The following is a 13,005-nucleotide window of genomic DNA, read 5'->3' on the forward strand; positions in this document are numbered from 1 at the left end:
CGGCGTTGGGCATGGCAGCGCGCGATCCGCGCGCTGCGCGGCGCCCCGGCGGGGCGGCGCCGGGCCCAACCGGGGCGGCAGCTCTTGCCAAAGAGCTGCCAGAGCGGGCGGGAGTGCCGGATCAGAGCGCCCGGACGGCCTCCAGCACCTCGGCGACGTGACCGTCGACCTTGACCTTGCGCCAGATGCGGGCGATGCGGCCATCGGCACCGATCAGAAAGGTGGAGCGTTCAATGCCCCAGTGTTTTTTGCCATACATGGTCTTCTCCTTCCAGACGCCGTAGTCCTCGCAGACAGTGCTGCCGGCATCGGACAGGAGCGGCGTTGTCAGGCCATGTTTGGCGGTGAAATTCTCATGCTTCTTCAGGCTGTCCTTGGAAATCCCGAAAACGTGAGCGCCTGCATCGGCAAAGGCCTGCAATGCCTCGGAAAAGCCGATGGATTCTTTGGTGCAGCCGGGGGTATTATCGCGGGGATAGAAAAACAGCACCACGGGCGCGCCCTGGAGGCTGGTCAATGCGACCTCACCGCCGCCGCCGCGGGGCAGGGTAAAGGAAGGGGCGGGATCTGATACGTCGAGCATTGGCCTGTCTCCGGTCATTTGCGCAAATCACTGCGCGGCAAACATAACCCATGAGCAGCAAAGGGAAAGCTGAGATCAAACCTGCCGGCGACAATAACAGCGCTGCCGCCAAGGCGGTGCCGGTGCCGGGGCCCGGGGCGGGTCCTGACGTGCTGGCTGCGCGCGGGCCGGAGCCGGGCGTGGAACCAGGTGTGGAACCGGGGCAGGCGGCTGCTGCGCGGCCTGTGCGCCGCCGCTGGCGGCTGCTGCGCGGTTGCATCTGGATGCTGGCGCTGCTGAGTTTTCTGGCCGCCGCTGCGGTCTATTTCGGGATCGGCACCCGGCTGGATGCGCCGGAGTGGGTGCGGAGCCGGGTGGAAACCCGGATCGAGCGGCATCTGAACGGGCTGCAGATCGAATTCGGCGCCATTCATGTGGTGGTGAACGAGGGTTTGCGGCCGCGGCTGAGCCTGAAAGATGTGGTGCTGCGGCACCCGGATGGCAGCCTGTTTGCGCAGCTCGCCGACGCCCAGGCCAGCCTGGCGATGCGGCCGCTGCTGCGCGGCAAGCTGCAACCCAAGCGGATTTCGCTCAGCGGGTTGTTCGCGGCCCTGCGGCGCAACAAGGACGGTTCTTTTGCGATCAGTTTTGCCAGCGGCGGGTTGCCGTCGCGGCAGGCGGACACCCTGGCGGAGCTGATCGCGCAATGGGAGAGCCAGCTGCAAAAGCCGGTGCTGGCCGCCCTTGCCGGCATCGAGACCAGCGCCCTGACGCTGTCCTACACCGACGACCGGCTGGGCCGCGGCTGGACGCTGGACGGCGGCCGGATCGGATTGAAACGCGCCGGCAGCACGGTGTCCCTGTCGGCGGTGTTTTCGGTCCTGAGCGGGCGCGGCGATGTCGGCACGGTGGAGGCGAATTACACCTCGGAGATCGGTAGCCCGGGCGCGGAGTTCGGGGTACTGGTGTCGGACATCGCCAGCGAGGATATCGCCCTGCAAAGCCCGGCGCTTGGCTGGCTGGGGGTGCTGCGGGCGCCGATTTCGGGGTCGCTGCGCGGCGAGGTGTTCAGCGACGGCGGGATTGCTCCGGTGCAGGCCAGCCTGCGCATCGGCGAAGGCGCGATCCAGCCGGCCGCCCAGACCCGGCCGGTGCCGATCACCGGCGCGCGCAGCTATTTCACCTATTACCCGGCGCAGCAGCTGCTGAAGTTCTCGGAGCTGAGCGTGCAGAGCGGCTGGGGCTCCGGGGTGATGCAGGGGCAGGCGCGCCTGGCCGGGGTGCAAAACGGGCAGCTGACCGGGCTGGTGGGGCAGCTGCGGTTTTCCGATCTGGAACTGAACCCGCGCCGGCTGTTTGAAACGCCCGTCAAATTTCCCGGCGTTGATGCGGATTTTGATCTGAGCCTCAACCCGTTCCGGCTGCGGCTGGGCGAGATGCTGGTGCGCGACGGGGACAGCCGCATTCATTTCGACGGCGATATCGGCGTTGGCCCCGAGGGCTGGGACTATGATCTGAACGGCAGCGTCGATCAGGTTTCCGTTCAGCGGGTCAAGGAGCTGTGGCCGGAACCGCTGGCGCCGAATCCGCGTCTTTGGGTGCGGGAAAACCTGCGGGACGGAGCGGTGCGCAATGCCGGGTTCCACATGCGCGGGCGCGGCAGCGGCAAGCCCTTTGTCAGCCTGGACCTGGCCTTTGACGGCGCCGAGGTGGTGTTTCAGAAGTTCATGCCGCCGGTGCGCAGGGCCGCGGGGCAGCTGAGCCTGTACGGGGAGCGCTTTGTGGTGACGGCCTCTGGCGGCACGGTGACGGCAGACCAGGGCGGCGCGGTGGAGGTTGCCGGAACCTCGTTCATCATTCCGGATGTGTCGGCCAAGGACGGCACCCCCGGCATTGCCCGGATCATGGCGCGCGGCTCGGCGACGGCGGCGCTGTCGCTGCTGAACCGGGAACCGCTGCGGGTGATGGACAAGGCCAGCCTGCCGGTGGATCTGGCCGAGGGGCAGGTGGAGGCGACGGGCACGCTGGCGCTGCCGCTGCAAAAACGGGTGCCGGTGGACGAGATCCTGTATCACTATCAGGGCAGGATCCGCGCGGTGGAGAGCCGCGCGCTGGTTCCCGGCCATGTGGCGGCAGCAGCGGAGCTGAAGGTGACGGGCAATCAGAGCCAGGTCCGGATCAGCGGCAAGGGCAGCCTGTCGGGGGTGCCGCTGACGGCCGCCTGGCAGCAGCGGATCGGCAAGGACGCGCCGCCGGACAGCCAGGTGGAGGGTACCATCGAACTGTCGGCGCAGGCAGTGGAGGCGTTCAACCTTGGCCTGCCGCCCGGGGCGGTCTTTGGCACGGGGCAGGGACGGTATTCGGTGGATCTGTCCCCGGGGGCGCCACCGCGGCTGGAGCTGCAGTCGGATCTGGCCGGGCTTGGCCTGCGGATCCCGCAGATCAGCTGGCGCAAGGGCGAGGCGGCAAAGGGCGAGCTGTCGGTGACGGCGCTGCTGGGCGGGACCGCCACAGTAGAGCAGCTGCAGTTGCAGGCGCCGGGGCTCGCCGCCACCGGCCAGGTGGCCACGCGCGAAGGCGGCGGGCTGGATCAGGCGGTGTTCTCCTCAGCCCGGGCGGGAGACTGGTTCCGCGGGTCTGTGACGTTCCGGGGACGCGGTGCCGCGCCGCCCGCGATCGAGGTGACCGGCGGCCGGCTGGATCTGAACCGCTCGCCGTTTTCGGCAACCTCAGCCAGCGGCGGCAGCAACGGCGGCAGCGGCGCTTCGGGCCCGATCACCCTGCGGCTGCAGAACCTGCAGGTGACCGACAATATCGGGCTGCAGAATTTCCAGGGCCGGTTTTCAACACAAGGCGGCATGAACGGCGAATTCACCGCCCGGCTGAACGGCCAGACCCCGGTGGCGGGCACTGTGGTGCCGCAGAACGGCGGCACGGCGGCCCGGATCCGGGCCAATGACGCGGGCGGGGTGTTCCGCTCGGCCGGGATGTTCGAGCATGGCCGCAGCGGCAGTTTTGACATGACGCTGATCCCGGCCGGCAAGCCGGGCGAATATGACGGCACTGTCAATGTGCGCAATATCCGGGTGCAGAACGCGCCGTCGATGGCGGCGATCCTGAATGCGATCAGCCTGGTCGGGCTGCTGGATGAGATGACCGGCCAGGGCATCCTGTTCACCAGCATGCAAGGGCGGTTCCGGCTGGGCGCCTCGCATCTGATCCTGCATCAAAGCAGCGCGGTGGGCCCGTCGATGGGGCTGTCGCTGGATGGCAATTATGATCTGAACAGCCGCCGTCTGAACATGCGCGGGGTGATATCTCCGGTGTATCTGCTGAACGCCATCGGGCGGGTGCTGTCGCCCCGCGACGGCGAGGGGCTGATCGGTTTCACCTTCACCCTGCGCGGCACGGCGGATGATCCTGCGGTCGCGGTCAACCCGCTGGCGGGGCTGGCGCCAGGGTTCCTGCGCGAGATTTTCCGCGGGCCGGCACCGAAGGTGCCAGGCCAGCAGCGCGCCTTCACGGCTGAAGAAGACGCCGCGAAAGAAGAGCGCAAGCAGATCCAGACACCGCGGGGCGCCGACAAGTGACCCTGACAAACGGCAAAAAACACCGTAGATTTCCCCTGCAGCACAGCCTATAGCGCGCGACATGAAACTGAGTGATTTCGACTTTGACCTGCCCGACGATCTGATCGCCACCCGGCCTGCCAATCCGCGCAGCGCAGCGCGGCTGCTGGTGGCTGCCGGCGGGGATTTGCATGACGGGCAGGTGACCGATCTGGTGCGCTGGCTGAACCCCGGCGACCGGCTGGTGCTGAACGACACCAAGGTGATCCCGGCGCGGCTGAGCGGGCTGCGCCACCGGGTCAGCGCGCAAGGCGCTGTGGCGGCCAGGATCGAGGCGACGCTGCTGGAGCCGCGCGCCGATGGCACCTGGGCCGCTTTGCTGAAACCGCTGAAAAAGATCAAGCCGGGGGAAGAGATTGTGTTCTCCGCTGATCTGAGGGCCACGCTGGAGGCGGTTTCCGAAGGCCAGGGGCATCTGCGTTTCAATCTGAGCGGCACCGGGTTCGATGCGGCGCTGGCCGAGGCCGGCGCGATGCCGCTGCCGCCCTATATCGCGGCGAAACGCGCGGCGGATGAGCAGGACAAGACCGATTACCAGACCGTCTGGGCCCGCAACAGCGGCGCGGTGGCGGCCCCGACCGCGTCGCTGCATTTCGATGCACCGCTGCTGACGGCGCTGAAGGCGCGCGGGGTGGAGGTATCCTATGTCACCCTGCATGTGGGCGCGGGCACCTTCCTGCCGGTCAAGGTCGAGGATGTGACCACCCACCGGATGCACGCCGAATGGGGCAGGGTGAGCGATGAGGCGGCGGCGGAAATTGCTGCCACCAAGGCCGCTGGCGGGCGGGTGATCCCGGTCGGCACCACCGCGCTGCGGCTGATCGAAAGTGCGGCGAAGGACGGCCAGATCCACCCCTGGGAAGGCGATACCGATATCTTCATCTATCCGGGGTTCGGATTTCAGGTGGCGGATGCGCTGATGACCAATTTCCACCTGCCGAAATCGACACTTTTGATGCTGGTGTCGGCGCTGATGGGGCAGGAGGAGATCCGCCGGATCTATGACCACGCCGTCGGCAACCGCTACCGGTTCTTTTCTTATGGCGACGCGTCGCTTTTGATCCCGGCGAAGGCGGATACACCTCAGAAAAGCGGCGAAAAGTCGTAGACAAGCGCCGCAGCCATGGCCCCGGACCGTGCAATCCGGGTCATGAAATTGAAACCTGAATCAGCGAAACCGGCCAACCGAGCCTTGATCGCCCGGACATAACATTCAAATGTGATGGCAGCCCGTCCCTTGTGGAGGGCTGCTTTGCTTTCAAAGGAGGCATGAAATGCTGCAGGTGCTGTCGAGCGCATGGGCGCTGCTCTTGGGTATGATGCTGCTGATGGTCGGCAACGGGCTGCAGGGCACCATGCTGGGGGTGCGCGGTGAGCTGGAAGGGTTTTCCACCTTCGAGATGTCGATCGTGATGGCGGCCTATTTCGTCGGCTTCCTGGGCGGCTCGCGGCTGGCGCCGGAGATGATCCGCCGGGTCGGCCATGTGCGGGTGTTTGCGGCGCTGGCCTCATTCATTTCGGCCGTTATGATCCTGTATCCGGTGCTGCCCAGCACCATTGCCTGGGGCCTGGGCCGGGTGATCATCGGCTTTTGCTTTTCCGGTGTGTATGTGACCGCGGAAAGCTGGCTGAACAATTCCGCCGACAACTCCAACCGCGGCAAGGCGCTGTCGCTTTACATGATCGTGCAGATGGTCGGCATCATCGCTGCGCAGGGGCTGATTCAGGTCGGCGATCCTGCCGGTTACGAGGCGTTCATCATCGCCTCGATCCTGGTTTCAATCTCCTTTGCGCCGATTCTGCTGTCGATTTCGCCGACCCCGGCGTTTGATACGACCAAACCCATGACCCTGCGCGAGATCATGCGGATTTCGCCGTTGGGCTGTGTCGGCATGTTCATTCTGGGCGGCGTGTTTTCCGCCCAGTTCGGGATGAGCTCGGTCTACGGCGCAGCTGCGGGCCTGAGCCTGGGCAACCTGTCGCTGTTCATCGCAACCTTCTATATCGGCGCCACCATCCTGCAGTATCCGCTGGGCTGGATCTCGGACCGGATGGACCGGCGGCTGCTGATCCTGATGGTGGCTGCCGCGGGCGGCTGCGGTGCTGTCGTGGGCTTTATCTACGGCACCGATTTCAAGATGCTGCTGGTTTCCGCCTTTATCATCGGCGGGCTGTCCAACCCGCTTTATTCGCTGCTGATCGCCTATACCAACGACTACCTCGAGCATGAGGACATGGCAGCGGCATCAGGCGGGCTGGTGTTCATCAACGGGCTGGGCGCCATTGCCGGCCCGATGATCACCGGCTGGCTGATGAGCGACGCGGTGTTCGGCCCGGCTGGCTTTTTCGTGCTGATTGCGGCGCTGATGTTCCTGATGGCGGTCTATGCGGCCTACCGCATGACGCAGCGCGCTGCGACGCCGGTTGACGAGACCGGGAGCTTTGCGCCGATGTACCCGAGCTCGACGCCTGTGGCGGTCGAGTTTGCCCAGGAATATGCCATCGAGACCGAGCTGGAAGAGCAGGAAACCGCCGCCGAGGAGAATTGATTGCGCTAACCAGCCGGAATAGTGAGGATTATTTCACACAGAGGGCTTGCCTGTCGCAATTTGTGACCCAAGGTTACTTGTAAAGGGTATGTAAAATGGCCTGAAGTTAGGGTCAGGAAAAACTTGGAGTTACGACCGATGACTGGTCCCGAAGAGATACTTGCGTTCTGGCTCGACAAGGTTGGGGAAAAAGGATGGTATCTGCAGGATGACGCGCTGGATCAGGAGATCCGCACGAAGTTTCAAAAGACCTGGGAGGAGGCCTGCGAAGGCAGATTCTCCTTCTGGCTGACCTACCCCAGCGGCACCCTGGCCTATATCCTCCTGATGGACCAGTTTCCCCGCAATATGTTCCGCGGCGAAGGCAAGGCATTCGCCAGCGACCGGGCGGCGCTGTCGGCGGCCAAGGTGGCGATCAACAAGAATTGGGACAAGAAGATCGACGAGCCGGCACGGCAGTTCTTCTATCTGCCGCTGATGCATTCCGAGAACCTTTGCGACCAGGAGCGCTGCATCCGGCTGATGCTGGAGCGGATGCCCAGGACCGGCACCAGCAACCTGCTGCACGCCCGCGCCCACCGCGAGGTGATCCGCCAGTTCGGCCGCTCCCCCTACCGCAACGAGGCGCTGCGCCGCGCCAGCACCGCGCCGGAGCTGGATTACGTGATGGCGGGCGGCTACGGCGAGACCGTGCGGCGGGTGCAAGCGGCCGGCTGAGCCCTCCTCGGCAGACCTGAACCGATCCGATTGAAAACGCCGCGCCCTGCAAGGGGGCGGCGTTTTCTATTGCACACCGCCGGCTTCTGCCGGGCCGCTGCGGTTTCCCGGAAAAGGAAAAAATATACTGGCGGGATCTGTGCCTGCGGCATAGCCTGATCCGGCGGCGGGGCGCTGTTTTTGCAAAGCCGCTTCGCCGCAGCAAAGGATGATTGCAGTGCGAAAATAATTAGTTTAATGGTAAACTAGTTTTTGATCCAGTTTGGCGAGGAACAACCATGGCCGCAGAAACCTATGACGTGATCGTAATCGGCGCCGGACCGGGAGGCTATGTTGCCGCCATCCGTGCAGCACAGCTGGGGCTGAAGACCTGTATTGTCGAACGCGAACACATGGGCGGCATTTGCCTGAACTGGGGCTGTATCCCGACCAAGGCGCTGCTGCGCTCTTCCGAGGTGTTCCATCTGATGGAGCGGGCCAAGGATTTCGGCCTGAAGGCCGAGAACATCGGCTATGACCTGGACGCGGTGGTGAAACGCTCGCGCGGGGTGGCCAAGCAGCTGTCTTCGGGCATTGGCCATCTGATGAAGAAAAACAAGATTGCCGTGGTCATGGGCGAGGCGTCGATCCCGGCCAAGGGCAAGGTGTCGGTGAAAACCGATAAGGGCACGCAGGAGCTGGCAGGCAAGCACATCGTGCTGGCCACCGGCGCGCGGGCGCGCGAACTGCCGGGGCTGGAGGCGGATGGAGATCTGGTCTGGACCTACAAACACGCGCTGCAGCCCGTCCGGATGCCGAAAAAGCTGCTGGTCATCGGATCTGGTGCGATCGGCATTGAATTTGCCAGCTTTTACAACACGCTGGGCGCCGACACCACAGTGGTCGAGGTGATGGACCGGGTGCTGCCGGTGGAAGACGCGGAGATCTCGGCCTTTGCCAAGAAGGCCTTTGTCAAACAGGGCATGAAGATCATGGAAAAAGCCATGGTCAAGCAGCTGGACCGCGGCAAGGGCAAGGTCACGGCCCATATCGAAGTGGGCGGCAAGGTCGAGAAGCACGACTTCGACACCGTGATCTCGGCCGTGGGCATCGTCGGCAATGTCGAGGGGCTGGGGCTGGAGGAACTGGGCGTTAAGGTTGACCGCACCCATGTGGTGACCGATGAATACTGCCGCACCGGGGTTGATGGGCTTTTTGCCATCGGCGACATCGCCGGCGCGCCCTGGCTGGCGCATAAGGCGTCGCACGAAGGCGTGATGGTGGCCGAGCTGATCGCGGGCAAACACGCGCATCCGGTGAAACCCGAGAGCATTGCCGGCTGCACCTATTGCCAGCCGCAAGTCGCAAGCGTCGGCTATACCGAGGCCAAGGCCAAGGAGCTGGGCTACGACATCAAGGTCGGCCGCTTCCCCTTTATCGGCAATGGCAAGGCGATTGCGCTGGGAGAGGCCGAGGGCATGGTGAAAACCATCTTTGACGCCAAGACCGGCGAGCTGCTGGGCGCCCATATGGTGGGCGCCGAGGTGACCGAGCTGATCCAGGGCTATGTGGTGGGCCGCCAGCTGGAGACCACCGAGGAAGACCTGATGAACACCGTGTTCCCGCATCCGACGCTGTCCGAGATGATGCATGAATCGGTGCTGGATGCCTATGACCGGGTGATTCATATGTAAGCTGCCCGCGCAGCGGAAGTTTGACAGGCGGCCTGTGACGGGCCGCCTTTTTCTTGGGCGGCCGGTTTCTTGGACCGCCGGGCTCTGGCCTGCGGGCGTGGTCCGGGGTAACCAGATACGGCACAAGGGAAACAACAGGGGCAGCTGCCATGACGGCATCCGGAAGCACCCGCTGGGGGCTGATCCTGGCGGTCTGGGGCGCGGGGCTGGGGGCTGCCGCGCAATACGGCAAGATCTCGGTGATTTTCGGCCGGATGGGCGAGCTGTATCCGCAGGCGGGCAACGCGCTCAGCTTTTCGGTGTCTCTGGTCGGGACGCTGGGTATTTTGCTGGGGGCGGTTGCGGGGCTGTATGCGGCCGCCTTTGGCTACCGCCGCACGCTGGTCTGGGCGCTGTGGACGGGGGCAGCGGTATCTGCCCTGCAGGCGCTGCATATGCCGTTCGGCCTGTTTCTGGCGTCCCGCGTGGCCGAGGGGCTGTCGCATCTGGGCATCGTGGTGGCCGGGCCGGTGCTGATAGCGCAGCTGAGTTCGGACCGGAGGCGGGGGCTGGCCATGACCCTGTGGAGCACCTTCTTTGCCGTGGCCTTTACCCTGCTGGCCTGGATCGGCCTGCCGCTGGCCCGTGCCTGGGGGCTGCCGGCGCTGTTTGGCGCCCATGCGGCGGTCATGGCGGGGCTGGCGCTGCTGCTGGGCTTTGCCTTGCGCGATGTGCCGGTTCCGCACAGGGCGCCGCTGCCGCGGTTGCGGCAATTGCCGGCGCTGCATCTGCCGGTCTACCGCTCGCCTTGGATTTCGGCGCCGGCCGCGGGCTGGCTGTTTTACACCTGCTGTTTTGTGGCGGTGCTGACGGTGATCCCGCCTTATATCGCCGCGGACATCCGCGCCGTTGTGCTGGGGGCAATGCCGCTGGCCAGCATTGCGGTGTCGATGACGCTGGGGGTGTATCTGCTGCGGTTTCTGCCGGCGGTGCGGCTGGCGCAGCTGGGGTTCCTGGCCTGCGCCGCCGCCGCCCTGTGGCTGTGGGCAATGCCCGGCACGCCGGCCGCCTGCATTGCCATGGCGGGGGGCATGGGGCTGGTGCAGGGCGGATCTTTTGCCGCGGTGCCGCAGCTGAACGAAAGTGCCGCGGCGCGGGCGCAATCCAGCGGCGCGATGGCGCAGATGGGCAATCTGGGCAACACAATCGGAACCCCGCTGATGGTGCTGGCCCTGTCCGGCGGCGGCTTTGGCGGCATGATGGCTGTTCTGCTGGTGCTGTTCCTGAGCGGTGCTGCGGTGCATGGTCTGCTGTCAGCGCGGCGGCGGGCGATGGCATGAGGCGGCGCTCCCGCCGGTCACCGGTCCCCGTTGCGGGCACCGTCTCCCGTTGGGCATGGCGCCGCAAGCGGCGCGCCGGAGTCCTTGCGGAATCCGGTCCGGCCAACGCCAGTCTTCCGGTTTGATCCGGGTCCGGTGCCGCCTGCTGCCAGCTGCTGTCAGCAAAGTTTATCCCGTTCGCGCTATGTTCTCTTTAAGGGCTTGGCGTTTCCCGGTGCATTCCCTATCTGTAGGGCGGGCGTTTGCTGCTGGTTTGGCGGGCGCGGGTACGGGGGCATTATGGCTGAGCTGAAATCGATCGAAGTGCGCGGCGCGCGCGAGCATAACCTGAAGAACATCGACGTCGATATTCCGCGTGATGAGCTGGTGGTGATCACCGGCCTTTCCGGCTCGGGCAAGTCGTCACTGGCGTTTGACACCATCTATGCCGAAGGCCAGCGCCGCTATGTGGAATCTCTCAGCGCCTATGCCCGGCAATTCCTGGACATGATGGAAAAGCCGGATGTGGACCATATCAGCGGTCTGTCCCCGGCCATCTCGATTGAGCAGAAGACCACTTCGAAAAACCCGCGCTCCACCGTCGGCACGGTGACCGAGATCTATGACTATATGCGGCTGCTGTTCGCCCGGGCAGGCACGCCCTATTCCCCCGCCACCGGCAAGCCGATTGAGGCGCAGCAGGTGCAGGACATGGTCGACCGGATCATGGAGATGGAGGAGGGCACCCGCGGCTATCTGCTGGCGCCGATCGTCCGCGACCGCAAGGGCGAGTACAAGAAGGAATTCCTGGAACTGCGCAAGCAGGGCTTTCAGCGGGTGAAGGTGGACGGGGCGTTCTATGAGCTTGATGAGCCGCCCGTGCTGGACAAGAAATTCCGCCATGACATCGACGTTGTTGTCGACCGGCTGGTGGTGCGCGAGGGCATGGAGACCCGGCTGGCGGATTCCTTGCGCACGGCGCTGGATCTGGCCGATGGCATCGCGATTCTGGAAACCGCGCCGCGGGAGGGCGATCCGGAGCGGATTACTTTTTCCGAAAACTTTGCCTGTCCGGTCAGCGGCTTCACCATCCCGGAGATCGAGCCGCGGCTGTTTTCCTTCAACGCGCCGTTCGGGGCCTGCCCGGAATGCGACGGTTTGGGGGTGGAGCTGTTCTTTGACGAGCGGCTGGTGGTGCCGGATCAGAGCCTGAAGGTTTATGACGGCGCGCTGGCGCCCTGGCGCAAGGGCAAATCGCCGTATTTCCTGCAGACCATCGAGGCCATCGCCAAACACTACCAGTTCGACAAGAACACAGTCTGGAAAGATCTGCCCGAGAAGGTGCAGCAAGTGTTCCTCTATGGCTCCGGCGAGGAAGAGATCATGTTCCGCTATGATGAGGGCGGGCGGGTGTATCAGGTGGAGCGCACCTTTGAGGGCGTGATCCCGAATATGGAGCGGCGCTACCGCGAGACGGATTCGAACTGGATCCGCGAGGAATTCGAGCGCTACCAGAACAACCGGCACTGCCACCATTGCGTGGGCTACCGGCTGCGCGACGAGGCGCTGGCAGTGAAGATCGCGGGCGTGCATGTCGGCCAGGTGGTGCAGCTGTCGATCCGCGAGGCGCTGGCCTGGATCGAGGATGTTCCGAACCACCTGAGCCCGCAGAAGCAGGAGATCGCGCGGGCCATCGTCAAGGAGATCCGCGAACGGCTGGGATTTCTGAACAACGTGGGGCTGGAGTATCTGACCCTGAGCCGCAATTCCGGCACCCTGTCCGGCGGCGAGAGCCAGCGGATCCGGCTGGCGTCGCAGATCGGCTCGGGCCTGACCGGGGTATTGTATGTGCTGGACGAGCCCTCTATCGGGTTGCACCAGCGCGACAACGACCGGCTGATCGGCACCCTGAAGAACCTGCGCGACCAGGGCAATACGGTGATCGTGGTGGAGCATGACGAGGACATGATCCGGCAGGCGGATTACGTGTTCGACATTGGCCCCGGTGCCGGGGTGCATGGCGGCGAGGTGGTCAGCCACGGCACGCCGCAGGCGATTGCCGCCGATGCCGGCTCGATCACCGGGCAGTATTTGTCAGGCACCCGCGCGATTGCGGTGCCACCCAAGCGGCGCAAGGGCAACAAGAAGAAGATCAAGGTGGTGAAGGCCACCGGCAACAACCTGAAAGAAGTGACGGCGGAGTTCCCGCTGGGCAAGTTTGTCTGCGTGACAGGCGTGTCCGGCGGCGGCAAGTCGACGCTGACCATCGAAACCCTGTTCAAGACCGCCTCGATGCGCCTGAACGGCGCGCGGCAGACCCCGGCACCCTGCGAAAGCATCAAGGGGCTGGAGCATCTGGACAAGGTGATCGACATCGACCAGCGCCCGATCGGGCGCACGCCGCGGTCGAATCCGGCGACCTATACCGGCGCCTTCACCCCGATCCGCGACTGGTTCGCGGGGCTGCCGGAGGCGAAGACGCGGGGGTACAAGCCGGGGCGGTTCTCGTTCAACGTCAAGGGCGGCCGCTGCGAGGCCTGCCAGGGCGATGGCGTCATCAAGATCGAGATGCATTTC

Annotated in this window: 8 protein-coding genes; 7 read left to right on the forward strand and 1 reads right to left on the reverse strand. The window is 64.9% G+C overall.

Annotation, left to right across the window (positions count from 1 at the left end; genetic code table 11):
* Positions 1–121: 121 nt before the first annotated feature.
* The gene (locus tag VOI29_RS15880; protein WP_323780657.1) at positions 122–583 is read right to left on the reverse strand and encodes a peroxiredoxin; all 462 of its coding nucleotides are present in this window, start codon (positions 581–583) and stop codon (positions 122–124) included.
* A gap of 50 nt (positions 584–633) precedes the next feature.
* Here VOI29_RS15880 and VOI29_RS15885 point away from each other — a divergent pair, with 50 nt between their 5' ends.
* The 7 genes from VOI29_RS15885 to uvrA form a co-directional block, all read left to right on the forward strand.
* Positions 634–4,152 (forward strand): DUF3971 domain-containing protein, encoded by a 3,519-nt coding sequence (locus VOI29_RS15885; RefSeq protein ID WP_323780659.1) that lies wholly within the window; start codon positions 634–636, stop codon positions 4,150–4,152.
* A 61-nt stretch (positions 4,153–4,213) separates the two neighbouring features.
* On the forward strand, positions 4,214–5,299 hold the full coding sequence (queA, locus tag VOI29_RS15890; RefSeq protein ID WP_323780662.1) for a tRNA preQ1(34) S-adenosylmethionine ribosyltransferase-isomerase QueA: 1,086 nt from the start codon (positions 4,214–4,216) through the stop codon (positions 5,297–5,299).
* Positions 5,300–5,465: 166 nt separating this feature from the next.
* Positions 5,466–6,740: an MFS transporter gene (locus VOI29_RS15895; RefSeq protein ID WP_323780665.1), complete on the forward strand. Its 1,275-nt coding sequence runs from the start codon at positions 5,466–5,468 to the stop codon at positions 6,738–6,740.
* 138 nt (positions 6,741–6,878) lie between these two features.
* Positions 6,879–7,457 carry a DUF924 family protein gene (locus tag VOI29_RS15900; protein WP_323780668.1) on the forward strand — a complete coding sequence of 193 codons (579 nt, stop codon included), beginning with the start codon at positions 6,879–6,881 and terminating at the stop codon, positions 7,455–7,457.
* A 278-nt stretch (positions 7,458–7,735) separates the two neighbouring features.
* Positions 7,736–9,130, forward strand: coding sequence for a dihydrolipoyl dehydrogenase (gene lpdA / locus VOI29_RS15905; RefSeq protein WP_323780671.1), 1,395 nt, complete (start codon positions 7,736–7,738; stop codon positions 9,128–9,130).
* Between the two features lie 149 nt (positions 9,131–9,279).
* On the forward strand, positions 9,280–10,449 hold the full coding sequence (locus tag VOI29_RS15910) for an MFS transporter (protein WP_323780674.1): 1,170 nt from the start codon (positions 9,280–9,282) through the stop codon (positions 10,447–10,449).
* Between the two features lie 279 nt (positions 10,450–10,728).
* Positions 10,729–13,005, forward strand: a 2,277-nt coding sequence (gene uvrA, locus VOI29_RS15915) for an excinuclease ABC subunit UvrA (RefSeq protein ID WP_323780677.1), incomplete at its 3' end; no start/stop codon positions are given.

This window comes from Leisingera sp., from assembly GCF_034669605.1.
In the GTDB taxonomy this organism is placed as follows: domain Bacteria; phylum Pseudomonadota; class Alphaproteobacteria; order Rhodobacterales; family Rhodobacteraceae; genus Leisingera.